Origin of the sequence: Psychrobacter glacincola, assembly GCF_904846075.1 — a bacterium.
Taxonomy (GTDB): Bacteria; Pseudomonadota; Gammaproteobacteria; order Pseudomonadales; family Moraxellaceae; genus Psychrobacter; species Psychrobacter glacincola_C.
The window spans coordinates 443,593-470,095 of the sequence record NZ_CAJGZH010000001.1; the positions used below are offsets into that span (position 1 = coordinate 443,593).

Genomic DNA, 26,503 nt, shown 5'->3' on the forward strand with positions numbered 1-26,503 from the left:
CTTGGTTTTGACCTGCTTATTACAGGGCTTCTTGTTATAATACCCAGACCATTTACTTTGCATGGCAGAGATGCCTTGATCTTACGGATTATGCCTTTATGATGACCATCGCCGGACAACCGTTTCTTACCGATTTTCAGACGCAGCAACTCATCAGTCAGTTCCAGCAAAAAACCGAGCTAAATGTCAGCCAAATCCATACCCAGCAAGTGTATGTGTTATCACGAGAACTAGAAGGTGATGAGCATAAAAAAGCGCTAGACTTACTTGCTGTCGATAGTAGCACTGTCCTTGAAGCCCCAAAAAGCAATCAATTACAAGTCATCGTAGGTCCACGTTTTGGCACGATTTCGCCATGGGCAAGTAAAGCGACTGATATTTTTAATAACTGTGAAATTGCGATCAATCGCGTCGAGCGTGTCGTTGTCTATACGCTGACCATCGATAGCAAGATCAGTGAAAAGCTGTCTACTGCCGCTGAGCAGGTGTTGTTTGACCGTATGACGCAGAGCCTGGTCTATGACTTGAGCGATGTCAGTAAATTGTTCGACGATCAAGCGCCAGCATCACTGAATCATATCGATGTCATCGGACAAGGTCGTACGGCACTAGAATTAGCCAACACCCAGTTCGGCTTTGCGCTATCTGTCGAAGATATTGATTATTTGATGAATGCGTATGTCAATGAGCTAAAGCGTAATCCAACGGACGTTGAGCTAATGATGTTTGCCCAAGCAAACTCAGAGCATTGCCGTCATAAGATTTTTAACGCTGAGTGGACGGTTGATGGCGAAGTACAGCCAAAGTCATTGTTCCAAATGATTAAGAACACTTATAAAGCCAATCCACAAGGTATCTTGTCAGCGTATAAAGACAATGCCGCAGTGATGGCAGGGTCTGAGGGTATGCGTTTTTATCCTATTCCGACTGACGCGATGGATGCCAATTCAATTCATCCTTATGGCTTTCATCAAGAAGAAATCGACATTTTAATGAAAGTCGAAACCCATAACCATCCAACAGCGATTGCCCCTTATTCTGGTGCAGCGACTGGTGCTGGTGGTGAGATTCGTGATGAAGGCGCAACTGGTCGCGGCGGTAAGCCAAAAGCAGGGCTAACTGGTTTTCATGTATCACATTTGCATATTCCAGAGCTTGCTGAGAAGTGGGAGCAGTCAGGTCAGTTGAGTACGCAGGATTATGGTACGCCAGATCGTATGGCAACCAGCCTTGAGATTATGACTGAAGCACCACTCGGTTCAGCCAACTTCTCAAACGAATTTGGTCGTCCTAATCTATGCGGTTATTTCCGTAGTTTTCAGCTTGATACGTCAGCGGCAAAAGACGGCAGCGAGATGCGCGGCTATCATAAGCCAATCATGCTGGCAGGTGGTTACGGCAATATCAAACGCAACTTGATTGAAAAAAACGCCATTCAACAAGGTGACCTGCTTATCGTCCTTGGTGGTCCTGCGATGCAAATCGGTCTTGGTGGCGGTGCAGCCTCTTCGGTTGATAGTGGTGACCTTGATGAAGGCTTGGATTTTGCCTCAGTTCAGCGTGACAATGCTGAAATGGAGCGTCGTTGCCAAGAAGTGATGGATCGCTGCTGGGCACTAGCAGGTAATGATGTCGATGCGAGTAATAATGGTAAAGACGGCAACCCTATCGTGTCATTGCATGATGTGGGCGCTGGTGGTATCTCTAATGCGATGCCAGAGTTGGTCAATGACCACGAGATGGGCGCGGTACTAAATCTGCGTAAAGTTCCATCATTAGAAGCTGGCATGTCACCAATGGCCATTTGGTCAAACGAAGCGCAAGAGCGTTATGTCCTTGCGATTCACCCAGAAAGCGAAGCCCAATTCGATGCCATCTGCGCGCGTGAGCGTTGCCCGTATGCTATCTTGGGAACAGCCACGGATGTCCGTCAGCTGGTCGTTGACGATACGTTATTGGATGAGCAGCCAGTTGATATGCCGATGCAAGTATTGCTCGGTGGCACGCCGAAGATGAAGCGTAGCTTTGAGCGTCAAGAGACTAGCTTGCCAGCATTAGAGCTTGGCGATGTTAATTTAGCCGAGTCTATCAAAGACGTCTTGCGTCACCCAACGGTCGCTAGCAAATCATTCTTGATCAGCATTGGTGACCGTTCTATCACCGGTATGGTCGTGCGTGATCAGTATGTGGGTCGCTATCAAGTGCCAGTATCGGATTGTGCTGTGACAGCGTCAGGCTTAATTGCGCTCGATGGTCAGGTGATGAGCGGCGAAGCGATGAGTATCGGTGAGCGTACACCAGTTGCTCTCATCAGCCCACAAGCGTCAGCACGCCTTGCAATTGGCGAGGCGATTACTAACATCGCGGGTGCGCGCATTGCTCATTTGTCTGATATTACGATGTCAGCGAACTGGATGGCTGCCTGTGGTGATGATGCAGAAGATGCAGCATTGTTTGACGCTGTATATACAGTCGGCGAAGAGCTATGCCCAGCATTGGGTATCGCGATTCCAGTTGGTAAAGACTCGCTATCGATGCGTGCCAATTGGACTGACAGCAGTGAAGCAGGTGAGACGGATAAATCAGTCGTATCACCAATGAGCTTGGTGATTACTGCCTTTGCTCCTGTGGTTGACGTGGCAAAGACGCTAACGCCTGAGCTAATCAATGGCGACAGCGCGTTCTACCGTATTGATTTGTCTAAAGGCAAGCTACGTCTAGGCGGTTCAATCCTTGCGCAAACGCTGAGCCAATTGGGTAACGATTGCCCAGATTTGACACAGCCAAGCGATTTGGTCGACTTCTTTAACTTTGTCCAAGCGGGCAATGCTCAAGGCGTCATCAGCGCTTATCACGATATCGGTGATGGTGGTCTACTAGCGACCATCGCTGAGATGCAGTTCACCAGCCGTCAAGGTATCAAGCTGTCATTGACCGATGATAACTTACTCGGTCAGCTGTTCAGTGAAGAGCTGGGTGCAGTCATCCAAGTATTGCCAGAAAACGTCGCGGCTCTCATGCAATTGGCAGAAGAGTTTAACGTTGCTGATATGCTGAGCCTCGTGGGTCAAAGCTCAGAAGAAGACAGCCTGCTTATCCAAACGCCAACGCTCATGGGTGATGAAACCCTACGCTTTAGCCGTATTGAATTGCAGCAAGCGTGGACTCAGGTTAGCTATCAAATCGCTCGTCGCCGTGACAATCCTGCGTGCGTACAGCAAGAGTATGACTTAATCGCTGATGCGAGCCATCAAGGTCTAATCGCTGCGCCGAATTTTGATCTAAATCAGAAAGTTGAAGAACCATATTTAGCCAGTCGTGAAAGCAAACCAAGAGTCGCTATCTTGCGCGAGCAAGGCGTCAACGGGCAGACAGAGATGGCAGCAGGCTTCACGCAAGCTGGCTTTGAAGCGGTCGATGTACACATGAGCGATCTACTGAATGGTCGTATCAATCTACGTGACTTCGACGGTCTGGTCGCTTGTGGTGGCTTTAGTTATGGTGATGTACTGGGCGCAGGCTCTGGTTGGGCAAACTCTATCTTGTTCCATGACGAGTTACGTATGCAGTTTGTCCGCTTCTTTGCCCGTCCTGATACCTTCTCACTAGGTGTCTGTAACGGTTGTCAGATGATGGCTCAGTTAAAAGACCTCATCCCAGGTGCAGATAACTTCCCACGCTTTATCGCCAACCAATCGGCTCGTTTTGAAGCGCGTACGGTCAACGTAAAAGTCGAGCGTACCAAGTCTATCCTGTTTAAAGGCATGCAAGACAGTATCTTGCCAATCGCTGTGGCGCATGGTGAAGGCTATGCCACGCTAGACAACAACGAAATCGACGGTATGGCAAAACACGGTCAGCTTGCGATGCGTTATGTCGATAGCCAAGGTCATCCAACTGAGACGTATCCGCTCAATCCAAACGGTTCTGTCGGCGGTGTCACGGGTCTGTGTAGCACTGATGGTCGCGTCACTATCATGATGCCGCATCCTGAGCGTAACCTAAAAGCCTATAACCACAGCTGGAAACCAGAAGAGTGGGACGAAGACGGCGCGTGGATGCGTATGTTCCGTAACGCTCGTGCTTGGTTGCGCTAGGAAAATTTGAATTAATCTTAGATAATAAAAAAGGTGGGCTTAGGCTCACCTTTTTTGTGTTTGGGTGTTTTAAATATTGACTTAACTTTGATATCAAGTGATGCGGAGTAGGTTGGTGTGGAGCTTGCGACACCCAACGTTTTTAAGTGAGCTATTTCCCGCCTTCCACTTGTATCTGCCAGTCTGGGCGCGGCGCTGGCTACGGTTTGGGTCGTCGCTTGCTTTGCGTCGCCACCCCAACACCTAGCCATCGCAACTCGCCCAAACCAGCAGGATACCGCTACAGTCGGGGCTAAACAGCGCCTCCGAATAACCGCTTTGTGATAAATTAGTTTTAACCTTAACGTTAGTCTTATCGGTGCGCTAGGCGAACCTTACGTACTGTAATGTTATAGAAGGTTTTATTGTATTACCACCAGACTAATACGGGTTATTTTTCCGAATCTTTTGCTATTTCTATAGCATGAAATTTTTTATCTAAGTCTTTTGAAATTCTGAGCATTTCGTATTGGATAAAATCACTCAAATGATCAAGAGGAGTGTATTTATTTAGGACTAAGTTGCTTTTTTTAAATTCAGGCAGATTTGACATGATTGAAAGGTATTCTTTGAGTCGCTCTGGGTGTGTTGTAGCACGTTGTAACTGCTTCACGAAAGCAAAGTAAAAAGCTTCGATATTCTTTTCATTATCATCATCATTTAATTCTAAATAAATTTTTTCAGCAAGTTCTTTTTGAGACCAACTAAGTCGTTCGCAAACTCTCTTAATCTCTGAGATTAATTGCTTGCTCTCTTCCCTTTTTTCTGTCCTATTTTCGCTTGTTGTCCTCATTTGTCTTTTTCCATTAGTTAATATGGTTTTGTCCTCAAGGACATCTACTTAATTTAAAGGAGTAATAATTATGTTGAAATTTACTAATGTACAAGCAGCAAGCAACACGCCACCAAACGGCCCAAGCACTACAGGTAAACCTTCTGGTGGTGGTCGTGGTAACAATTCACCGCGTGGCAAATAGTTAGTAGCAAGCAGCAATATTTTCCCTAAAACGAGAAACAAATTGTTTCTCGTTTCCTCCAATGTCACTTTGACTGATATCATCCATTGTTTTTTCTAATGCACATATGCACAGAGCAGTCTTTTCTTTAACAGAATTGCGAGACAATGCATGGAGTCGACCAGAAGAGCAGGCATTGATTAACTCATATTCTGTTGCCACTGGGTATCGATCATCTGATATAAATTTTCCAACTTCATACCCTCCAAATGCAGATAAAGAGATAACGAACGAGGTTAATATAATTGGCTTTTTAAAATGTTTATAAAAATATCCCTCTAGTGTTTTGTTACAACTCGCACATGCTATGTTATTTTCATACTCTATTTGATTAATCTCTTTACAGGCAGGACATTCGATCTGCATGTTTTTTCCTTGTACTGGTTTGATATCTAAAAAATACACTTTAGACAAAATGAGCTGAGTGATATATAAAGTTTTTTGACGTCTTAAGTTGCTTCGTTAAGATCAACTAAGTTAGCTTAAAATAGTGTTCTACAAATAAAAAAGGTGAGCGAAAAACTCACCTTTTTTGTGTTTTGGGGTCTTGAAATAGTGAAGTTCAGTCTACTTTTCGAAGATCTTAGCTAATATGAAATATAAGGATGAAAGAATTTAAATTATAATCGAAGGCGTTAATTTTTTGCTAGTATTTGGAATCCATTGCATAGTAGAAAAGTCTGACTCAACTATATAATCTTCTATTAAAATTTCTTCATGAAGAAACTCAACCTTGTTTTTATTTGCCTCTGCTATTTTCTGTACTTTAGATAGATAGGGATATTCATATACTTCTTCATATCCACTAAGAAACTGATCTGTTTCTCTAAACTCACGAAATAAAGGCCAATCATGATATGGAAGCTCGCTAACTAATTCTCCTTGTTTTCCTATTTTAATCATAATTTTTTGCGCTTCATCATAATCATAATTTATTACAGCGTAAGCAAGTTTAAAGTCAAGAAGTGTCGCAGACCAGTCTTTTGTATTGAGTAGATCTTTAGCCTCTTTTTTCTTATCAATCGCATTGAGAGCAATAGCATGGTTAATTAAGAAAATTCTTTCCGTTGATTCTGTTGAATTATTACGTAGGTTCTGTGCAAAGGTAGCAATTATAATTGCGTTCGTCCACTCTTCTTCATGTAGAAAATCGAAAATTTTCTCGTTAAGATGTCTGTCTGCTTCCTCTATCTCTTCGTTAACTACTTTTCGCCAGAGAGTCTGTCCAAGCATAATGCCTACTTGAGCAACAGTCATACAAGAGTGAAATAAATAATCAGGGCCTACCTCAAGTTGTTCACCTGTATTTCTTTCTACTTCAAACTTGTAACCAACTCCTTTACATATATCTATATACTGCTTACTTACAACACCATCACAATGTGTGAATAAGTTTCTTCTTTGAGATTTTTCGATAAAAGAAGGCCACTGTTCAAACTCTGTAAGCGTAATTTTAAATTGATTTTCAAGACTTTTGAATTGGTCTTGATAACTCTTTCTTCTTATTGACTCAATTTCTTTATATAAAAAAGATTTTCGGAGATCTTCAATAGAATCATATTCAAGAGCGTCAGTTATCTTTGTTTCCTTGTTTAATTTTTTATATAAATTTGGTTGTTTATTAAATAAAACTTCAATTAAATCACCGATAAATTTATCAAATGATGAAAAAAGGCTAACAAACAAGCTTTTTTCTAGCGTTTCAACTGGAGATGATCCCATATGCCTTTTAATTTTTCTAAAAGCTTTTCTTAGAGCTTTCTCAGATACTACCTTGTTTTCTTTACTATCTACTGTCTCTAAAGTACTTATTATATTTTCATATTCATGAAGTAGTTCATCTGCTTTTTCATTATATTTTTGAGCAGCTTCAGGGATATATTCTGATGCACATTCCTGAATATCCATAATTCTATGTAAGAAAATATCAATTACTTCTCCAATCCCATATATTTCTTCCTTAGATGTTACTTCTTTATCCTCTACAGTTTTTTCAGTAGTATTGGTGTTCTTGATATTTAGTTCGTCCATATAAAAAGCTCCTATATTTTAAGTACAACGAATTTTGTTATTTAAAAAAATGAGAGTAAATCAAAGTAACTTTATCAATATATAAAAGTGATAAATTATTCGTTAGCCTGTATCCGAGCCATAGCCATCAACTCACACGCTTTTTCACTTTACTTTAGCATACAAGCATCAAATGCAGGCAGTAGTTTATCTTTCTTTTCTAGATACCTCTATAGATCGTCTTGCTCAAAATTATTTATCGTTTATCTCTCTTATTACTTTCCAACGTCCACAAAAAAAGGCACTGAAATCAGTGCCGTTTTATAAGTCGTTATGATATAAAAACTAACCACGACTTCTCAGATGCTAAATCGCCAAAATTAATCCCAGCTTAAAATCACTTTACCGCATTGCCCACTTTCCATGATATCAAAGCCTTCTTGAAAGTCATCAATGTGCATGCGATGGGTAACGATGGGCGACAGATCAATACCGCTAATCAGCATTTGCTCCATCTGATACCACGTCTCCCACATCTCGCGGCCATAAATACCTTTTAGGGTTAACGCTTTAAAGATAATCTTGCTCCAATCCACCGTGGTGGTGTTAGGCAAAATACCCAAGAGCGCAATTTTAGAGCCGTTATACATATTGCTAATCATCGAATCAAAGGCCTGAGGCGAGCCTGACATCTCAAGCCCAATATCAAAGCCGTGCATTTTTAACTCAGCAATAGCACCTTCGATGGTTTCACCCTTGGCTGGGTTGATGGTCATCGTCGCGCCCATTTTTTTGGCAAGTTCTAAGCGATAATCGCTGATATCACTGACCACAATATTACGCGCCCCTGCGAAGCGGCAAATCGCCGTTGCCATTGAACCAATCAGCCCCGCACCCGTAACCAGTACATCTTCACCAAGGACAGGAAATGATAAAGCGGTGTGAGTGGCATTGCCAAAGGGGTCCATAATGGCGGCCATTTCATCGCTGATACGCTCATCGAGCTTGATGACATTATCGGCAGGTATCACTAAATATTCGGCAAACGCGCCATCGCGGTCGACGCCCACGCCGATGGTGTTTTCGCACACATGCAGCTTGCCACGACGGCAGTTACGGCAATGCCCGCAAGCGATATGTCCTTCGCCAGTGACTCGGTCGCCCACTTCAAGATGCTTCACACCCTCGCCTATTTCACTAATGATACCGACGTATTCATGCCCGATAATCATCGGCGTCTTGATGGTGTTTTGTGACCACTCATCCCACTTGTAAATGTGCAAATCTGTCCCACAAATGGCGGTCTTTTTAATTTTTATTTTAACGTCATTGATGCCGACTGTAGGTTCTGGCATGTCTTGCATCCAGATGCCTTTTTTGGCATGGGCTTTAACCAGTGCTTTCATACTTTTCTCTTATTTAACGGTGTTGTGCTTAATGGTTGAATCTAGCGAGTGAATATCGAACAAATACCGAACGACGCTTAATCAATCACTTTCATTTGCTTAGCAACTTTGATAAAGGCGGCGATACACTGGTCTAGCTGCTCGCGAGTATGGGCGGCAGAGAGCTGCACACGAATGCGAGCCTCGTCTTTGGGTACGACAGGGTAGAAGAAGCCAATCACGTAAATGCCTTCTTCAAGCAGCGCATCTGCCATTTGCTGCGAGACATTGGCGTCATAAAGCATGACCGCACAAATTGCCGATGCAGTGGGCTTGATATCGAAGCCCGCATCTTGCATTTTCTTCACAAAATAGGCAGTATTTTCATGCAATTTATCTTGTAGGGTATTGTCTTGTGACAGCATCTCAAACGCTTTTACCCCAGCCGCTGCCACCATAGGAGGAATGGAGTTTGAAAACAGATACGGGCGTGAGCGTTGACGCAACATCTCAACGATTTCTTTTTTACCCGTGGTAAAGCCGCCAATAGCACCGCCAAAGGCCTTGCCTAAAGTACCAGTGATCAGCTCAATATCACCACGTAGATTGAACAATTCAGTCACGCCGCCACCAGTGTGACCGACCACGCCTGCTGAATGCGACTCGTCAATCATTACCATGGCATCATACTTTTGTGCCAGCGCATAAATCTCATCCATTGGCGCGACATTACCATCCATCGAAAACACACCATCGGTGACAATTAAGCGAAAACGCTGTGCTTGCGCCGCTTGCAATTGCGTCTCTAAATCTTGCATATCCGCATTGGCATAGCGATAACGTGCCGCTTTACATAGGCGCACACCATCGATGATCGAGGCATGATTTAACGAATCAGAAATAATGGCATCTTCGCTGGTCAGCAGGGGCTCAAAAGCACCGCCATTGGCATCGAAACAGGCCGCATAAAGAATCGTATCTTCGGTATTAAAAAACTTAGAAATCGCTGCTTCTAATTGCTTATGCAAATCTTGCGTACCACAAATAAAACGCACCGATGACATGCCATAACCTGAGTTTTCGATGGCTTCGATAGCCGCCTTTTTAATCTCAGGATGATCAGACAGTCCAAGGTAATTATTGGCACAGAAGTTAAGCACCTCACGGCCATCAGTGATCTTGATGAGTGCATCTTGTGGAGAGGTGATCACGCGCTCGGTTTTATACAGTCCTGCCGCCCGTATGTCGCTGATTTCTTGTTGTAGGTATTTCTGAAAGTCTTGATACATAAAGATTCCTTTTTTAATATTATTGGTATTTTCTGAAGGTCTGTTGAATGTTCAACAGACCCTAACAATGCAGATATTAGGACTGCTGATAGAACCAAACTATTTGCGTATTAATACGGGTTAACCACAAATTGCTAAATACTGACGCACGACATTATCCATGCCTTGCTCCAGTGATTCAATCGTAAATGCATGACCAATCGACACTTCAGCGATATCACTAAGCGCGAGCAAGTCAGCCAAATTATCCAAATTCAAATCATGACCAGCATTGACGCGGATACCGTTTTGATTGGCTAGATTAATACAGTCGCTAAAGCGTTGCTTGACCTCATCGAATTGGTCGCCGCTCTTACCATTACTGTAGGCACGCGCCCATTCTTCGGTATACATCTCGATCGTCTGTACATCGCTCTCGATGACTGCTTTGACTTGCTCAATATCAGGGTCGATGAACACCGCACAGCGCGTACCAAACGCTTCTAGCTCTTTGCTTAACGTTGATAAGAATTCATGATGTTTGATGATATCAAAGCCATGATCCGAGGTCAGCTGATCGTCACTGTCTGGCACGAGCGTGCATTGATGCGGCTTTACTTCACGGATAATCTTCAAGAACTGCTCGTTTGGATTCCCTTCGATATTGAACTCAATCTCTGGATAGTCCTTTAAAAATGCACTGATATCATAGACATCTTGGTATCTGATATGACGCTCATCAGGGCGTGGATGTACGGTAAAGCCTTTAACCCCTAGATCAATCAGCTTCTTCACAAAGGTCAACAGGTTAGGGTAATCAGTACCGCGCGAGTTACGGATTAAAGCCAATTTATTCAAATTTACGCTAAACAATGTGCTCATAAAATTCCTTGTACAGCTCGTTTATTATTGATGATATGAAAGGGTTAATAAAAATCGTTGGTATCAGCATACTTCTTATTCAATGCCTTTAAAATAGCATAAGTCTCTAAGTCTACCGTTCCTGTTGGGTTACGGGGTCGAAAGTGCAGCTGAAACGCATAGACGACATCGCGACTGACTTTGTCCCACTCGTCGCTACTGTTAATCTGATAGCCATAGTCACGAAACTGCTGCTTCATCTCAGGTATCGTTGCCGCTGCAAATGTGTCTATGTCCATAAACGCAAATTTATCAGCGTCATCATACCAAGCGCCGATGCCATATTGCTTATACAGTTGCTCCCAAGGGAACTTTGCACCGGGGTCAATCTTGCGCGAGGGTGCCATATCAGAATGACCGATGATATTTTTTTGTGAGATATCATATCTGGCGGTGATATCTTGCACCAACTCCGCGACCTTTTTAATCTGCAATTCATCAAACGCCACATAATGCTCATAAGGATGATACGCCAACTTGCCGTCTTTTAGGGCACTTTGATACTCAGGCGCAATCCCTGCATTGACGATTTCGATGCCGATAGAGGTATCGTTCAGGATAGTTCTACCTGCAAAGCCGCCATCACCCGCATGCCAAGCGCGCTCGTTTTCTGGTACTAGATTATAAATTTTATCATCGTCATTATCTAACACTAAATAGTGCGCGCTGACCTTGCCTGTGGTCAGTGTTTTTATCGATCGGTCATTGTCTGACACCGTATAGTGCAGCACAATGGTTTTGATGCGCTCGCTTTTGCCAGTGGCTTGGTGGGTTTTACTGTCCACGATGTAGCTTTCGGTGGTCGCGACTGGAGAGGTTATGGTCACGCAGCCAATCAGGGGCAGTGTTAAGCCAAACGCTAAAAAGATGTTTTTTACCATGAAATGCTCTGTGTGAATAAAGGTAAGCTTTGATATAGTCGTTTCAATATAATTTGGATACAAGGAAGGCGAGCGAAAGTACTACAAATAGTAGACTAAGCGAGCCTGACACCGTATCTGATTTATATAGGATTGACTATACTTGCCTTTATTTTTTTATTGATAGTAGGTAGATGAGGTCGAGATATCTTTGAAAGCTTTTTTAATCCTTGCGAATCTTCTTCGCTAACACCTTTTTCCAACTCTCCTCCAAACATTCAATCGCGAGCCATGGCTCAATCACATCGGCATCGTATTTCTCTTTTGAATTAGACAATTGCCACAGTTTTTCAAGCGTCGCAAACGGATAGGGACGTTCGATTAAATAGACGGGCAAATCAGCGCTAATCATGCCATCACGTACCACTTTGAAATACCAACCAGCGATACCTTGTTTGCTGACCCATGCCGCGATATTTGGCACTTTGGTAAACTGTCCGATTTGGTCGTTGATTTTGTAGCAAGGGCGTCGTGGTTGGACGATACGCAGTTGTAAATTATCAACATCATCCGTACTAGTAGCCGTATCACCATACTCTCCTCCATACTGATAAACATCACCAATGCAAACCGTAGACTCAGTCATTTCAGGTAGGCCATTGACGGCTTCGGTCGTGAGGTTTTCACCCAACGTACCGACGCGGACTTTTAGACCAAATTCTGCGTTAAGTTTCTCATAAGTTGCAGGTGCCAGTTGATGTACTGCTTTGAGTGGGCCGCCATGATGCTTGCGATCGGCTTGTTCGTCAGTGGTTAATCCCATAAAGTTGACCGCGACAGGTGCGTTAATCGGTGCTTTATCAATAGCACTCATTTCTTCACGGGTGAATGGCATGGCTTTGCCAGCGCGGACGCAGGTTAGATTGGCAATATGTAACGGCAGGGTTTGATTAAAGTCGGCTACATTTTTTTGGGTAGAAGATGTTAGCGTTGCTATATTTATAGGTTCTAAGCTCATAGGTTTTCCTAATCTATAGGGATTTATTAGGGGAGAGGCTACTTTGATACTGGTATTAATAATGCGTATTATCTTAGCTTAATCATTCATCTAATGCTAAGCATTCAGCCGCTTAAAATTTAGCAGTAGGTGAAAGGGTATTAGAACGGTAAATTTTAGACAAAAAAAGACCAGAATAAATATCTGGTCTTTTTGGTTTTCACAGCGTTATAAAAATAAATAAAATTATTTATTTTTATTGCGGCGACCAGCGGTTTTCTTTTCACGCGGTACAGCGACCAGCTCAGCCAATTGCTCAGGTGATGACCATAGACCTTCTAAATCATAGAACTCACGGGCTTGCGGCGTCATTACATGCACGACGACAGCGCCCAGATCAATCAATGTCCAGTCAGAGTCGATACCGCCTTCGCGACCAAGTGGCATAAAGCCCGCTTGCTTCGCTTCAGCGCCGACATTGTCAGCCATCGCGCGTACATGGCGCTTAGAAGTACCGTCAGCGATAACGATGCGTTCGGTTACGTCAGTCAAATCTTCTACATTCATTACGGTGATGTTCTTCGCTTTCATATCATCTAGAGCGGTCTCAACAACGGCTAAGCATTCTTTTAAGCGTTCTTCAGTCATGGTGTTGGTCATAAATTTTGATCTCTTGAATCGTCAATATTAAAAATAAAAAGGTAAATCGTCAATTTGCATGCGTTGGCATTGTCGAATGGACTAGATGTCGCCAGTCAGCTGTAGAGACTGGATGGGCAAAATGACAAAGATAAGGCGATTTTAACGGAATTGAGCAGCAGAATATAGCTGATGGGCGATAATATATTGATAAACAGCAGGATTTAGCCATTTAGCTAATGGATTGGGTGCAGTATTGTCTATGATATCATTTATTGGTGCGATAGATGTCATTTGCCTTGCCGCTGCCGATATTATATTCGATCGATTTTCTGTCGGCTGCCACTGTTGGCGTATCTGTGTACTGGATATCGTGGCGATAGGACGCGAGTCTATATAAATGTGGCCTTGATGGGTATTTTTCAAGAGGCGGCTATCGGTCGATGCTTGAGAGGTGGGCTGTAATAAATCAATAGGCGCATCGATGCGTAAAGATTGCAGCTGCGCAGGTAATTGGGTGTGCAAGTTCATCGCATCCTGCGCGACTAACGTTTTGTTGGCGCAATGAGACGTGGTTGCCAACAGGTGATTATTTTTATGATTAATATCAGACAAGTCATCACGATTAAACACCCAAAGATTGACATAATCCGTAAGCTCTAAACCGTTTTTCCATTTGCTCAAACTCAGCGCACTATCCATACCGATGATGAATATTAGACTGTCATGCGGATAACGCTGGCGCAACGTGCGTACACTATCGATGGTATAGACAGGCGGTGTTTGCCACAGCTCAAGCTCATTAATTTGTAGCGGTGTGTTGAGTGTTGCAAGCTTTAACATCGCCAGACGGTGTTTAGGATCTGTACTTTTTTCTTTAAAGGGAGAGCGCGCATTGGGCAATAGTGACACGTGCAGCGCTCGCTGTTGCTGCTTGGCTATCGGTAGCAAACGCTGATAAACAGTCATCGCCATTTGCAGATGACCCTCATGTACGGGATCAAATGAGCCGCCAAGATAAGCACGAATGGCTGGCGCAGGTGTACTTTTTTGAGGATTTTTGCTGGTATTTGGCATAAATAAATGCGTAAAAATAGATAAGAGGCACGTTGTCGTTGATGCATTTTATCCTTTTATCGGCTGACCTTTTTAGGTTAAATGCTTCGATGGTAGCGCTATTGTAGAGGGCAAGCGGGCATCTGTCATTAAAAGCGCTGAAATACTAGGTAAAATGAGCGCTTAGCTATCCGTGATGAAAATTTTTAAAAAAGTCAGTTATGAATATAGCCAATAAAAAACCGACCATCATTTTGATAGTCGGTTACTTATAGCGCAATTAGTCCTACATTTTAATGCAATTAAATCGCGTCGCTATGAGCTTGAATAGCAGTAAGGGCAATGGTGTAGATAATATCATCGACCAAGGCTCCGCGAGACAAGTCATTTACTGGCTTATTCAAACCTTGCAGCATTGGGCCAACACTCACCACATTGGCGCTACGTTGTACGGCTTTATAAGTGGTATTGCCCGTATTGAGGTCTGGGAAAATAAAGACATTGGCTTGCCCAGCAACCGGTGAATCAGGCGCTTTTTGCTTGCCGACGCTCATGACAGAAGCGGCGTCATACTGTAGAGGTCCATCGACTTTTAGATGTGGCGCACGCTCGCGGACGATTTGGGTTGCACGGGTGACTTTTTCGACATCTGCGCCAGTTCCTGATGAGCCTGTAGAATAGCTAATCATCGCAACTTTTGGATCAATACCGAAGGCGGCAGCAGACTGTGCTGATTGAATGGCAATCTCAGCCAATTCTTCGGCATTTGGATCAGGATTAATGGCACAGTCACCGTATACAACCACTTGCTCAGGTAGCAGCATAAAAAATACTGATGATACGAGCGAGTATTGCGGTGCGGTCTTAATCAACTGAAACGCTGGACGGACGGTATTGGCGGTGGTATGAATCGCGCCAGAAACGAGGCCGTCGACTTCGTCCATCTGTAGCATGGTTGTGCCTAGATATACGGTGTCTTTTAAGTATTCAGCCGCGACTTCTGCGCTGGTTTTACCTTTACGCCGCTCGACCACTGCAGCGATATACTTATCCATATCAAGCGTGTCAGGATCAATTATTTCAAGACCTTCAGGTAAAACTAAGTCGAGATTTTTAGCCACTTGCTCGACATCGCTACGCTTAGCGAGTAGTACACAGTTGGCGATGCCGCGGCTTTGACAGATACAAGCGGCTTCAACCGTACGCGGCTCAGAACCCTCTGGTAGCACGATGCGTTTTTTGGCGTCTTGTGCTTTTTTAACCACTTGATGACGGAATGCAGATGGTGAGAGGCGCGGCTCATGATTTTGACTAAAATAGTCTTTAATCCAGCTAAGATCTAAATGGGCGGCGACATAACGGGCCACTTCTTCAGCACGTTCGGTATCATCACTTGGAATCTCTGCGCTCATGTGCATGAGGCTTTGTACGGTCTCATAGCTGTCGCTTTCGACACTCATGACAGGGATGCCTGTTTTGAGGGCAGATTGCCATAGCTCAGCGACGGTTGCACTCGGCTCGACGCCGCCGGTTAATACCAATCCTGCCAGCGGGATACCATTGATACAAGCCAAACCTGCTGCTAATAGTAAATCATCTCGATCGCCCGGTACGACGATAAGGGTGCCACGTTTAAACACCTCATCGACGCGTGCGACCGAGCGTGCGGTTAGGCTAATGCGGTTAATACGGCGTGACTTAGCTTCACCGACATTGAGCCATTTGGCATCAAGCTCAGTGGCGATATCCCACGTACGAGGCACGGACAGTGAATCACTGAATGGCACCACCCCGATTAAACGGAACGCATCAGTATTAAAATGCGGTGATAGGCGCTGGACTTCTTGCATAAAGCTTTCATCTAAACTCACAACCGCTTCACCAGGGGCAACGATTTGATTTTCTACGGTGCTTTGCGCATTTGGCAAGTCATGTACACGCATCAAAATCGCGCCGAGCGTGCGCTCATGGGCGATGCCGCCAAACTCACGAGCGTGAACGTCAAGCTTATCAGCCAGATAGGCCGGTTTACTGGTATCAGCAGTGCTAACAAAGATGATTCTAGCATCTAATGCATGGGCAATCGCACGGTTGATTTGTGAGGCATAAGAGGTCTCTGTGGTCGGTACTAAGCCCTCACAGATCACCACATCGTAATCATCGCCCAGAGTATGATAATTGACGACCACTTCTTCCATCAAGTCATCAAGATTACCATCACCAATCATACGCTCAACACGCTGCCGACTGATAGATTTAGGTGGCGTCAGACCAAAAGCATGCATTGCTAACGCGCTTGAGCTGTCTAAACTGTTTTGCTTATCAAGTGTATCATCTTGCAAAAATGGCTTCATAAAGCCCGCTTTGATACCGTTGTAATCAAGAGCACGAATCAATCCAAGCGCTGCTGACGTTACGCCGATACCACGGCTGATGGGAACTAGTAAAATGGTTTGCATAAAGTATCCTACGGTTTATTATATTTTTAAAGCTCACTTCATCCTTGCTGGAATGAGTAAAACGTCGCGCTTCTCATCATAGGCTATGTATAAGAAGCGCTGGGCAAAAAAATAACTTAACACGTCTAATGAATAAAAAAGCTTATAAGACGATTAGAAGATTATGAGAAAATTATAAGCAATTTATAATATAAGCAACTTATAAAAAGTGTCGAGCTTAGAGTAAGCCCAATGCTTCACGTGTTTCTTGAGCAATACGGCACTCTTCATCAGTTGGCACAACCCATAGCTCGATGCTGCTATCGTCTGCGTGGAAGCTGCCTTCGCTACCACCAAACAAGCTCGCATTTTTGTCAGCGTCTACTTTTATGCCGAAATGACGCATCACTTCTAGGATACTGGTTCGGGTGGTGACTGAGTTTTCGCCGATACCACCCGTAAAGACAATGCCTGTGAATTCTGGTAGCGCGCAGCTTAAGCTGGCAAGATATTTACCGACGCGGTAACAGAACATCTCGATAGCGAGCTTAGCATCTGCGTGACCTTCGTTCGCCGCTTGTTCGACGGTACGTAAATCATTAGACAATCCTGAGACACCCAATAGACCACTTTCATTATTGAGCATGGCATCAATCTCTTCCAAGCTCATACCGAGCTGGCGCTTTAGGTGTATGTGTAGACTTGGGTCAACATCACCACTACGCGTACCCATCATGAGCCCCTCAAGCGGGGTCAGACCCATACTGGTATCGAAACTTTTTCCGTCATAAACGGCAGTTGCCGAGCAGCCATTACCTAGATGCGCTGTAAGCCAGCCATGTGGGCCTTTAGACTCTGTAATCTCACTGGCACGCTCTGAGACATAGGCATGAGAGGTACCATGAAAGCCATAACGGCGGATTTTGTGTTCTTCGTATAGGGCTTTTGGTAGTGGGTAGCGAAAGGCAACGGGAGGCATGGTTTGGTGAAAGGCTGTATCAAAGACGACGACTTGAGGAATATCAGGATAAATCGCCTGTACCGCTTCGATACCTAAAGCATGGGCAGGGTTATGCAGTGGCGCGAGTATTTTTAAGCGTTTTACTTCGTCCAGCACATGCTCATCGACACGGACTGCTGCAGAGTACTCACGGCCACCATGAACCACGCGATGACCAACGGCGATGAAATGATACTGTTCTAATAGCTCAAGAATTTTTTGTAATGCTAACTGATGACGACCACCTGAGATAGAGATTTCCAGCTTATCACCATTCAACGTCGTGTGTTTGATACGAGCAGTATCGAGTCCTAAGTTTTCGGCCAAACCAGTGATACGAATAGAATTGTCTTCGCTAATCAGCGCGTATTTGATAGAAGAGGAACCGCAGTTGAGGACTAAGGTGGGATTGATTAGGTTCGATGTTTCGGTATTTTTGTCATCAAAAGTGGTGGTTAGGCTGGCGCTCATACTCTGTCCTTAGATTGTATTTTGTAAAGGGTGACTCATCACAGACGAGTACCGGTTGAATAAACAAAAACCAGCCGCATCCATGCCGACATAGGTCAAGCAAGTACATTGCTGATTCTGGTCACTCTTGGGCTGGCACTATTGATCAGTGCTTGTTAAGTCGCATGCTAGCGCCTCAACACAGTCGCAAGGTCTACACATAATGTACCATAGTTTTATGGCTATACCACGATAACTATAAGGGTTAAATTGATAGAATGTGGTATAGACAATACAACTGTACACCGAGTGTCGCTAGGGTTTGTCGGCTGCTACAGCCAAATATAGTAGCTCATAATAAATTGTAAGAAAATTTGTCTAAGTAAATATAATAGGCTGTTTTACCATTATAGCGATACATTAAGACCGCTAGTATCAACGCTCGCTTAGTAAATGGCAGTCGCACGGTCTAGTAAAGCTTAGCAAAACCAAACTCGTCCAAATTTATTGATTAGGGATATTCAGTATGCACACAGCATTATGTAATAATGCTATTATCCAAAGCAGTCATATTGTCATTTTTTAGCGATGGCGATAGCTTTTATTTAGCTGTCTATAGGGTTGGATCTATCGCCTTTATGACTCGTGCTTTTTATCATCCTCATGCCATTGCAAAGTCACAGGTTCTCTATTCTATGTTTACTATTAACCGCTTTTCGAAAACTGAGCACACTAATGTTGCTGATCTTGGTCGCCGTGTTATCTCCACTTTTATTATTAGTGGGGTGATTATGATGGGTTTGACGGGTTGCGGTCAAAAAGGCAATCTATACCTCGCCGACTCTAGTAGCCAGACGGTTCAGGGAGCTACGGATAGCGCTGGCATACAGGGTAGTACCTATTCGACACAAGATGATGGTCATCAAGAAATGGATGGTTTTAAGCTACCGGAACCTAGTGAAGACCCGAATGATTATTGATTTTTATTAAAAACTCAATGCCGTCAACGAGATTTCGGTGTGCACCCTAAGATTTTTTTAACTTTGTAACCTGATGAAATTAGAGATGTTTATATGAGTCATTCTGAGCAACAAACTGGCGAATCTGTCACGATCCAAACTGAGCAAGGCTTGTATGTTAATCCTCAAGCTTTAACCGCCCATTTACCCGCGCTAGATTATCGCGATGGTGCATTGTATATGGAGCAGGTGAGTATTGATGATGTGGTTAAACACTATGGTACGCCTTGTTATGTCTACTCAAAACAAGCCATTTTGGATGTCTATCAAGCTTATAGCGATAGCTTTGCCAGTTTAACGCACCAGATTTGTTATGCTGTAAAAGCCAATTCTAATCTTGCGGTACTTGGTATATTGGCGCAAGCAGGGGCAGGATTTGACATCGTCTCTCGTGGCGAGCTCATGCGCGTATTGGCGGCAGGTGGTGCTGCTTCGCGTGTGGTATTCTCAGGCGTCGGCAAAACCTATAGCGATATTGAATATGCGCTTAACCAAGGTATTGGTTGTTTTAACGTTGAGTCAATCAGCGAGCTGACTTTGATTAATGATGTGGCACAGAAATTGGATAAACCTGCGCCAATTTCACTACGGGTTAATCCTAATGTCGATGCCAAGACGCATCCGTATATCTCAACAGGGTTAAAAGACAATAAATTTGGTATCACCCACGAAGACGCGGTTGCCGTCTATGAGCAAGCGGCGCAGTTATCCCATATCGATATTGTCGGTATTGACTGTCATATTGGCTCGCAGTTGACTGAAGTTGCGCCATTTATCGCGGCTTTAGATAAAGTGATTGAGCTAATACACAATTTACGTGATAAAGGTATCGAGCTGCGTCATATCGATTTGGGCGGTGGTTTGGGTGTGCGTTATATCGATGAGACACCAGTATCTATCGACGAGTTTGCTCAAGCGTTATTACCGAAACTTAGTGAGCTTGGCTTAACGGTATTCTTTGAGCCGGGTCGCAGTATTGTGGCAAATGCTGGGGTATTATTGACCAAGGTTGATGTGCTAAAACCAACGGAACATAAGAATTTTGCCATTGTTGACGCAGCAATGAATGACTTGATTCGTCCGGCGTTATATCAAGCTGAAATGGCAGTCATTCCAAGTGTCTTGCCTGATAATGGCATCGACACTGATGGCACACAGCCATGGGATATCGTTGGCGCTATTTGCGAAACGGGTGATTTTTTAGCGAAAGACCGTTTATTGTCGCTCGCGGCAGGCGATGTTTTAGCAATCACAGGCGCTGGTGCGTATGGCTTTACCATGAGTAGCAATTATAATTCACGCCCGCGTGCTAGTGAGGTAATGGTAGCCGATGATAGCCATCAACTGATTCGCAAACGCGAAACCATTGAAGCACTATATGCAGACGAAGTATTGTGGCAAGGTAAATAAATCGGTGACCAACAGATTTAGCCCATTTAGGCGTTTTCGTTGAGATTGAGGGCATGCTCTAAATAAAAAGCCCATTGTCTTTATGATGATGGGCTTTTTTATGGCGTGCTCTAATGAGAGATATCAGTTTGGCTGTACAAGGTGGATTTAGCATCGTGCTAACTTAGTATTTGATAGCGGTGATAGTTATGATTGTATCTGACAGCGTGCTAATATAAGACATACATAAAAATAGGATAGGATAACAAGGATATGCTAATAGAATTTACGAAGATGCATGGTCTGGGCAATGATTTTATGGTCATCGATTTGGTGACTCAGCGCTTAGATTTGACCAAGGATTTGGTACAGTTACTGGGTGACCGTCATTTGGGTATTGGCTTTGATCAGCTGCTCGTCGTTGAGCCACCGATGCGTCCTGACGTTGATTTTAGTTATCGCATTTTTAATGCTGATGGGTCAGAAGTTGAGCAGTGCGGTAATGGTGCGCGCTGTTTTGCTCGTTTTGTGCAAGCGCGTAAACTGTCATTTAAACAGCGTTTGCGTGTTGAGACGGCAAGCGGCATCATTTCATTGACCACTGATCGTTATGGCTGGGTCGAAGTCGATATGGGTAAGCCTAAGTTTGAACCAAGCGAGATTCCTTTTACCCCCAGAGCCACGACCAAAATCCAAAACGCCTATCATCTCGATGTAAATGGCACTCCTGTACAGCTTTATGTTGCCAATATGGGCAACCCGCATGCCGTTATCAAAGTTGATAATGTGCTCGATGCCGACGTTGAAACCTTAGGCAAAGCCATCGAATCGCATCCTGCCTTTCCCGACCGCGTCAATGTCGGCTTTATGCAAGTGATGAATCAGCGTCATATTCGTCTGCGTGTCTACGAGCGCGGTGTCGGCGAGACACAAGCCTGTGGTACTGGCGCTTGTGCCGCAGTAGCGGTTGGTATCCGCGAAGGCTGGCTCGATGAAGGCGAAGACGTGCGTGCGCAGCTTTATGGTGGCAGTATGATCATCAAATGGCAGCCGGGTTATTCAGTGATGATGACCGGTCCGACCGCCTTTGTTTACGAAGGCGTATTTAGCCCAGATGGTCTGATGGCACAAGCGGGCATCAAGCCCAATCCAGAAGGTTAATGGATAATAGGGCTATGTCCAATAAAAACAATCATACGATGGAGCCTACTTCAGATTCTGAGGCAAAAGCATGGCTATCAGTCGAGCACGCCGCGGCTATAGAGTCGGATGCTGCATTACGTGATTTGTTAGCGCCCGTGCATCGTTGGCTTAATGTCTTGTCGGTGCGCAATCACTCGCCGCATACGTTGACCGCTTATTTTGCAGGATTGAATCAATTGGCGCTATTTTTACGTGGGAAACGCCTGACGTGGACGCGCTGCGATAAACGCCAATTAGCCCAGCATATTAGCCAACGTCTTGATGAAGACAAGCTGGCACTTGCCAGCGTCCAGCAAGAGCTATCAGCCATTCGCCATTTTTATGGTTGGTTGATGGAAGAGAACTTGGCACGTATTAACCCAACGACTGGCTATCAGCTCAAACGTAGTCCTCGACCGCTGCCGTCTATCGCTGATGTTGATTTGCTCACTCAGCTGCTTGACCAAGAGATGCCTGACACACCCGAACAAGCGCGCCTATGGCTGCGTGATAAGGCGATGTTTGAATTGCTATACAGCAGCGGTCTGCGCGTAGGTGAGTTGGTCGCGTTGGATATGGTAGATGTAGATTTGTCAGACCTGCGCGTGCGCGTGACAGGTAAGGGCAATAAAACGCGTTTGGTGCCGTTAGGTATCAAGGCAGCAGAAGCGATTAGCCGTTATCTACCGCATCGTAATCTTTGGGTGGAGCAAATGGACAGCGCATTATTCATTAGTGAAAAACTAGGTACGCGTTTATCGACACGGGCAGTGCAGCAGCGTCTCAAAGTTGCGGCTACGCGTGCCGGCATCGCACAAAATATGTATCCGCATCTATTGCGTCATTGTTTTGCCTCGCACATGCTGTCAGGCAGTGGCGATTTGCGCGCGGTGCAAGAAATGCTTGGGCATAGCGATATCAGTACCACGCAAATTTATACCCATGTCGATTTTGCTAAACTCACGCAAGTCTATGATCGCGCTCATCCGCGCGCGACTCATACACGGACCGAAGAAAATACCACCTAATATTCGATATTCAATACTTACTATTCAATATTGAAATTGACTTACGCCAAACGATGACAATCAAAAATGGGCATTTTTTGGCGGCCTTGCTGTTGAGTCTGTTTATCTAAGGTTGCCAAAATCAAAGCATAATTTTTATTATCTTTATGAATAGCGTTGTTTAATTCACTATCCTCATAGCTGTTAATAATCGTGCCATCAAAAGCTGTGATAGTGGTATGCCCCCACGTTTGACGGATATCACCGTTTTTATAAACATGGTCGCCGCCTTGTGCCGCGCCAATGACCATGCACTGGCTGTCTAACGCCCGTGCGCGAAGTAACAGCGACCAGTGCGCTTGACCAGTGAGATAGGTAAATGCCGACGGCGCACTGAGCAGATCCGCACCTGCTTGGCGTAAGCGCTGCGCCAATGCAGGGAAACGCAAATCAAAACACACCATCATACCTAGCTGATAAATGCCTGTATCAACTTCAATGGGTACGACCACCGTCTGTGTACCCGGCTCAAACGTCGCCGCTTCATTATAGCTGCCTTGTTTGTCAGCCACTGTCGCGGTAAATAAATGAATCTTGTCATAGCGAGCGACCTGCGTCCCATCAGGGGCAAATAATAGGCTCACTTGACGCAATCTACCGTCAGGCACGATGACACCATCAGGACGGTACGGACAGGGCAAGGAGCCTGCCAGTACATAAATACCGTAGGAACGTGCATACTCTGCTATCGTCGCTGACAGCGCATCGAATCGCTCTGCCGTAGCAAACTGTCTGCCCATGCTACAACAGTTTTCAGGTAAGACAACAAGGTGAGCACCTTGATGACTGGCATCGCTGATGGCAGATTTTATAGCCGCTAGGTTTTTTTCGATGTCTTGCTGGCTATTCATTTGAATCGCAGCAGTGACAAGGTGTGGTTTATTTGCTTGGTCATTCATCGTATTATTCTCGGTTAATGTTAAGAGTGGTTCAATTGGCTCGAAGGTTTTGTGTCATGTACCTTGTATTTTTTATATAGCCTTATTATTATCAACAAGATTTGGTTGTTTATTGTTTGGCAGTTCATGCTAAAACGGTCAAATTTATAGAGTTTTATAAGTAGAGAGCAATAAGCGTATTGGGCCGTCTATAAATTATCATAGCAAAATTGCCACGAAAAATGCTATCGTCATGTCCTGATAACGTTAAATCGCTACTTTAAGTGGCAACATATATAGACTATCACCAGTATCGGAGTGTAATAAGCCACCCATGAGTATGTCTTTCGGATTGGCGACCACGCTGAGCACCTCACAAAAACTGACCCCGCAAATGCAGCAAGCCATTAAATTGCTGCAACTCTCTAGTCTTGAGCTTGCGCAAGAGGTTCAGGCCAAGCTGGATAGTAATCCATTGCTTGAACGTATTGAGGATGATGAAGATGAATACGATTATGGCAGCGGCGATAGAGTAGATGAGTCATTGACACTTGATAGCTGGAACCAGAGTACTGATACTGATTCATTTAGCGTAACCTCTGAGAGTAATACCCACAACTCTGAACAAGATGAAGACTTTAGTGACAGCTTGGAAAAATTACAGCAAACCAGTATCGATGATGGTGCCATAGACAATCATACGATGGATAGTGACGACTATAGTAGCTTTGAAAATAGTGCTGATAACAGCAACTATGCATCTACGCCGAGCAGTTCGGGGAGCAAAAGTGACGAGGATTTTGATAGTTATCAAGGCGGCACTTCTGCCACCATACAAGACCATGTGCGCTGGCAGCTGAACTTCAAGCATCTCTCAGAAGCGGACATGTTGATTGCAACCTATCTGATAGACTCTATGGATGACATGGGTTTTGTGCGGCTTGATATCGATGAGCTGTTGCAAAGCTTCGATACCATGGCAAGTTTTTATCAATGGGATGAATCTGTTGAGCACGATGAAGTCATGGCTGTTTTACGGGTTATTCAGTCTTGCGATCCGCTGGGTGTCGGGGCGCGAAATCTCAGTGAGTGCCTAGCGATTCAGTTGTCCAAGCTCGATGCAAATACTGACCATCTAAAAGAAGCGCAAGCATTATTGTCAGCCAGTGAGCATTTGGTGAGCAATAACATCAAAGCATTGACTGAGCGGACTGGACTCGCGCCTGCACAGATTACCCCCGCGCTTAACTTACTGCGTACCTTGAATCCGTCACCTGGCCTACTATTTCAAAGCAGCCAACCAGACTATACTCAGTCGCCAGCCAGCTATGATATTCCTGATGTTTTGGTCACGCCTATACGTCACCATCAGAATCAGACGAGTTCAGATACATCGACGCAAGAGGACGGCTGGAATGTGCGCCTCAATCCTGACACCATGCCAAAGCTGCGAGTCAATCAAGAATATGCCAATTTGGTGAAGCGCGGTGATGACAGCCCCGACAATCAATATCTGCGTGAAAACCTCACCGATGCCCGCTTGTTTATTCGTAGTATTGAAGAGCGCAATCAAAACTTATTAAAAGTGGCAACCAGTATTGTGCGTTATCAGCAAGAGTTCTTGCAGCATGGCGCGACTGCCATGCAACCGCTCATCCTAAAAGCCATTGCGGAAGAAGTGGATTTGCACGAATCGACCGTTTCACGTCTAACCACCAGTAAAACAATTTTGACGCCGCAGGGATTATTTTCACTCAAACATTTCTTTTCATCTCATGTCAGCAGTACCGACGGTGATATTTCATCGACTGCCATTAGCGCCATGATTAAGCAACTGATAGCCGATGAAGATGCCAAAAAGCCATTATCTGACAGTCGCATAAAAGATTGTTTATTATCCGAAGGTATCGATATCGCTAGAAGAACCGTGGCCAAATATCGTGAAGCAATGAATATTGGCTCGTCTACTCAGCGCAAACAGAAATATTAAATGTCACAATTCAATGAGTTAAGAGAAAAATAGTGCTATCGCTAATATATTTCTTGATAAATATAAAAAATAAAATTTTCTGATTATATAGAAACATTTAGGAAACAACCGATTTTATTACATTTAATTACACTTTACTGTCTTGCTACTATTCGATATTCATGACAAATTAGAGTCGTACCAACAACGAAATCTAAGTGTCGATTTAGCGTATTTACTTATCTCATTAATCAAAATGACAACGAAAGGACACGTTCGATTTTTGCTAAAAGCATCGATTACTAAAGGCGCTCATTAATAAAGATACACCATTCATTGTTGGTAAGGCAGGGTGAAAAAGCAGGAATGCTGGCTCATCTGTTGATTGTAAGTAACAACGCAAGCAACAACGTAGGCAACAATGTAAGTCATAATAAAAGGACAACAATATGAATGTTTCTATCAGTGGTCACCATATCAGTGTTACCGACGCTATGAACGCAGCTGTTCAAGAAAAACTTGATAAAATTGGTCGTCATTTTGATCAAATTCAAAGTATTCAAGTCATTTTATCATTAGATAACAGCGGTGCTATAAAGAGCCATAAGGCTGAAGCGATTATGCGAGTCTCGGGTAAAGAGATGTTTGTCCAAGCGCTTGACGATGATATGTATAAAGCCATTAACGAGATGGCAGACAAACTTGATAGACAAGTACGCAAGTACAAAACCAAGTTGGAGAGCAAAAAGACTCAGGGTGCTGGGCGTGACGGACGCTATGAAGAGCTGATGACAGACGATGCTGCTCCAGCAGTTTAATGTTA

21 protein-coding genes are annotated in these 26,503 nt (G+C 44.2%); 8 read left to right on the forward strand and 13 right to left on the reverse strand.

Features of this window, described 5'->3' with window-relative positions; all coding sequences use genetic code 11:
* Nucleotides 1-98 precede the first annotated feature (98 nt).
* Nucleotides 99-4,097 carry a phosphoribosylformylglycinamidine synthase gene (gene purL / locus JMW85_RS01960; RefSeq protein ID WP_201580793.1) on the forward strand — a complete coding sequence of 1,333 codons (3,999 nt, stop codon included), beginning with the start codon at nt 99-101 and terminating at the stop codon, nt 4,095-4,097.
* Nucleotides 4,098-4,243: 146 nt separating this feature from the next.
* Complete coding sequence (locus JMW85_RS01965; RefSeq protein ID WP_201580794.1) at nt 4,244-4,393, forward strand: hypothetical protein; 150 nt, start codon at nt 4,244-4,246, stop codon at nt 4,391-4,393.
* Between the two features lie 134 nt (nt 4,394-4,527).
* Here the strand turns inward: JMW85_RS01965 and JMW85_RS01970 are convergent, their stop codons facing one another.
* The 12 genes from JMW85_RS01970 to JMW85_RS02025 form a co-directional block, all read right to left on the reverse strand.
* The gene (locus tag JMW85_RS01970) at nt 4,528-4,929 is read right to left on the reverse strand and encodes a hypothetical protein (protein WP_201580795.1); all 402 of its coding nucleotides are present in this window, start codon (nt 4,927-4,929) and stop codon (nt 4,528-4,530) included.
* A 184-nt stretch (nt 4,930-5,113) separates the two neighbouring features.
* A complete protein-coding gene (locus JMW85_RS01975) occupies nt 5,114-5,518 on the reverse strand; it encodes a hypothetical protein (protein WP_201580796.1) in 405 nt (134 codons plus the stop codon).
* Between the two features lie 249 nt (nt 5,519-5,767).
* Nucleotides 5,768-7,183, reverse strand: a complete 1,416-nt coding sequence (locus JMW85_RS01980; RefSeq protein WP_201580797.1) for a hypothetical protein — start codon at nt 7,181-7,183, stop codon at nt 5,768-5,770.
* Nucleotides 7,184-7,542: 359 nt separating this feature from the next.
* Nucleotides 7,543-8,568: an L-threonine 3-dehydrogenase gene (gene tdh / locus JMW85_RS01985; protein ID WP_201580798.1), complete on the reverse strand. Its 1,026-nt coding sequence runs from the start codon at nt 8,566-8,568 to the stop codon at nt 7,543-7,545.
* A gap of 77 nt (nt 8,569-8,645) precedes the next feature.
* Entirely contained in the window at nt 8,646-9,836 is a 1,191-nt protein-coding gene (kbl, locus tag JMW85_RS01990) for a glycine C-acetyltransferase (RefSeq protein ID WP_193009261.1), read from the reverse strand.
* Between the two features lie 120 nt (nt 9,837-9,956).
* Nucleotides 9,957-10,697 carry a pyridoxine 5'-phosphate synthase gene (locus JMW85_RS01995; RefSeq protein ID WP_193009262.1) on the reverse strand — a complete coding sequence of 247 codons (741 nt, stop codon included), beginning with the start codon at nt 10,695-10,697 and terminating at the stop codon, nt 9,957-9,959.
* Between the two features lie 44 nt (nt 10,698-10,741).
* Nucleotides 10,742-11,617 carry an N-acetylmuramoyl-L-alanine amidase gene (locus tag JMW85_RS02000; RefSeq protein WP_201580799.1) on the reverse strand — a complete coding sequence of 292 codons (876 nt, stop codon included), beginning with the start codon at nt 11,615-11,617 and terminating at the stop codon, nt 10,742-10,744.
* A gap of 202 nt (nt 11,618-11,819) precedes the next feature.
* Nucleotides 11,820-12,614 carry an MOSC domain-containing protein gene (locus JMW85_RS02005; RefSeq protein WP_227681638.1) on the reverse strand — a complete coding sequence of 265 codons (795 nt, stop codon included), beginning with the start codon at nt 12,612-12,614 and terminating at the stop codon, nt 11,820-11,822.
* Between the two features lie 225 nt (nt 12,615-12,839).
* Complete coding sequence (gene rsfS / locus JMW85_RS02010) at nt 12,840-13,253, reverse strand: ribosome silencing factor (protein ID WP_045443355.1); 414 nt, start codon at nt 13,251-13,253, stop codon at nt 12,840-12,842.
* A gap of 141 nt (nt 13,254-13,394) precedes the next feature.
* Nucleotides 13,395-14,309, reverse strand: coding sequence for a nicotinate-nicotinamide nucleotide adenylyltransferase (locus tag JMW85_RS02015; protein ID WP_201580800.1), 915 nt, complete (start codon nt 14,307-14,309; stop codon nt 13,395-13,397).
* A 281-nt stretch (nt 14,310-14,590) separates the two neighbouring features.
* The gene (gene pta / locus JMW85_RS02020) at nt 14,591-16,747 is read right to left on the reverse strand and encodes a phosphate acetyltransferase (RefSeq protein ID WP_201580801.1); all 2,157 of its coding nucleotides are present in this window, start codon (nt 16,745-16,747) and stop codon (nt 14,591-14,593) included.
* 217 nt (nt 16,748-16,964) lie between these two features.
* Complete coding sequence (locus JMW85_RS02025) at nt 16,965-18,197, reverse strand: acetate/propionate family kinase (protein WP_055123535.1); 1,233 nt, start codon at nt 18,195-18,197, stop codon at nt 16,965-16,967.
* A gap of 617 nt (nt 18,198-18,814) precedes the next feature.
* On the opposite strand from JMW85_RS02025, the gene JMW85_RS02030 reads away from it, so the two are divergent.
* The 4 genes from JMW85_RS02030 (at nt 18,815) to JMW85_RS02045 (ending at nt 22,794) form a co-directional block, all read left to right on the forward strand.
* A complete protein-coding gene (locus tag JMW85_RS02030; protein WP_201580802.1) occupies nt 18,815-19,156 on the forward strand; it encodes an LptM family lipoprotein in 342 nt (113 codons plus the stop codon).
* A 93-nt stretch (nt 19,157-19,249) separates the two neighbouring features.
* A complete protein-coding gene (gene lysA / locus JMW85_RS02035; RefSeq protein WP_201580803.1) occupies nt 19,250-20,605 on the forward strand; it encodes a diaminopimelate decarboxylase in 1,356 nt (451 codons plus the stop codon).
* Nucleotides 20,606-20,857: 252 nt separating this feature from the next.
* On the forward strand, nt 20,858-21,745 hold the full coding sequence (gene dapF / locus JMW85_RS02040; RefSeq protein WP_045443366.1) for a diaminopimelate epimerase: 888 nt from the start codon (nt 20,858-20,860) through the stop codon (nt 21,743-21,745).
* A gap of 14 nt (nt 21,746-21,759) precedes the next feature.
* Complete coding sequence (locus JMW85_RS02045; RefSeq protein WP_227681639.1) at nt 21,760-22,794, forward strand: tyrosine recombinase XerC; 1,035 nt, start codon at nt 21,760-21,762, stop codon at nt 22,792-22,794.
* Nucleotides 22,795-22,835: 41 nt separating this feature from the next.
* Here JMW85_RS02045 and JMW85_RS02050 read toward each other — a convergent pair whose 3' ends face one another.
* Complete coding sequence (locus JMW85_RS02050) at nt 22,836-23,732, reverse strand: carbon-nitrogen hydrolase family protein (RefSeq protein WP_201580804.1); 897 nt, start codon at nt 23,730-23,732, stop codon at nt 22,836-22,838.
* Between the two features lie 313 nt (nt 23,733-24,045).
* Between JMW85_RS02050 and JMW85_RS02055 the strand changes: the two genes are divergently transcribed.
* Together JMW85_RS02055 and hpf are read left to right on the forward strand one after the other, a co-directional pair.
* On the forward strand, nt 24,046-25,701 hold the full coding sequence (locus tag JMW85_RS02055) for an RNA polymerase factor sigma-54 (RefSeq protein WP_201580805.1): 1,656 nt from the start codon (nt 24,046-24,048) through the stop codon (nt 25,699-25,701).
* Nucleotides 25,702-26,129: 428 nt separating this feature from the next.
* Nucleotides 26,130-26,498, forward strand: a complete 369-nt coding sequence (gene hpf / locus JMW85_RS02060; protein WP_045443369.1) for a ribosome hibernation-promoting factor, HPF/YfiA family — start codon at nt 26,130-26,132, stop codon at nt 26,496-26,498.
* Nucleotides 26,499-26,503 lie beyond the last annotated feature (5 nt).

Excerpts from the sequence above, each read along its gene's own strand:
- dapF (WP_045443366.1), top strand. The coding sequence starts at position 20,858 with ATGCTAATAGAATTTACGAAGATGCATGGTCTGGGCAATGATTTTATG.
- JMW85_RS01970 (WP_201580795.1), bottom strand. The coding sequence starts at position 4,929 with ATGAGGACAACAAGCGAAAATAGGACAGAAAAAAGGGAAGAGAGCAAG.
- JMW85_RS01975 (WP_201580796.1), bottom strand. The coding sequence starts at position 5,518 with ATGCAGATCGAATGTCCTGCCTGTAAAGAGATTAATCAAATAGAGTAT.
- JMW85_RS02045 (WP_227681639.1), top strand. The coding sequence starts at position 21,760 with ATGTCCAATAAAAACAATCATACGATGGAGCCTACTTCAGATTCTGAG.
- JMW85_RS02005 (WP_227681638.1), bottom strand. The coding sequence starts at position 12,614 with ATGAGCTTAGAACCTATAAATATAGCAACGCTAACATCTTCTACCCAA.
- hpf (WP_045443369.1), top strand. The coding sequence starts at position 26,130 with ATGAATGTTTCTATCAGTGGTCACCATATCAGTGTTACCGACGCTATG.
- JMW85_RS02025 (WP_055123535.1), bottom strand. The coding sequence starts at position 18,197 with ATGAGCGCCAGCCTAACCACCACTTTTGATGACAAAAATACCGAAACA.
- JMW85_RS02000 (WP_201580799.1), bottom strand. The coding sequence starts at position 11,617 with ATGGTAAAAAACATCTTTTTAGCGTTTGGCTTAACACTGCCCCTGATT.
- purL (WP_201580793.1), top strand. The coding sequence starts at position 99 with ATGATGACCATCGCCGGACAACCGTTTCTTACCGATTTTCAGACGCAG.
- lysA (WP_201580803.1), top strand. The coding sequence starts at position 19,250 with ATGAGTCATTCTGAGCAACAAACTGGCGAATCTGTCACGATCCAAACT.
- JMW85_RS01980 (WP_201580797.1), bottom strand. The coding sequence starts at position 7,183 with ATGGACGAACTAAATATCAAGAACACCAATACTACTGAAAAAACTGTA.
- JMW85_RS02030 (WP_201580802.1), top strand. The coding sequence starts at position 18,815 with ATGACTCGTGCTTTTTATCATCCTCATGCCATTGCAAAGTCACAGGTT.
- JMW85_RS02015 (WP_201580800.1), bottom strand. The coding sequence starts at position 14,309 with ATGCCAAATACCAGCAAAAATCCTCAAAAAAGTACACCTGCGCCAGCC.
- JMW85_RS02050 (WP_201580804.1), bottom strand. The coding sequence starts at position 23,732 with ATGAATGACCAAGCAAATAAACCACACCTTGTCACTGCTGCGATTCAA.
- pta (WP_201580801.1), bottom strand. The coding sequence starts at position 16,747 with ATGCAAACCATTTTACTAGTTCCCATCAGCCGTGGTATCGGCGTAACG.
- tdh (WP_201580798.1), bottom strand. The coding sequence starts at position 8,568 with ATGAAAGCACTGGTTAAAGCCCATGCCAAAAAAGGCATCTGGATGCAA.
- rsfS (WP_045443355.1), bottom strand. The coding sequence starts at position 13,253 with ATGACCAACACCATGACTGAAGAACGCTTAAAAGAATGCTTAGCCGTT.
- kbl (WP_193009261.1), bottom strand. The coding sequence starts at position 9,836 with ATGTATCAAGACTTTCAGAAATACCTACAACAAGAAATCAGCGACATA.
- JMW85_RS01995 (WP_193009262.1), bottom strand. The coding sequence starts at position 10,697 with ATGAGCACATTGTTTAGCGTAAATTTGAATAAATTGGCTTTAATCCGT.
- JMW85_RS02055 (WP_201580805.1), top strand. The coding sequence starts at position 24,046 with ATGAGTATGTCTTTCGGATTGGCGACCACGCTGAGCACCTCACAAAAA.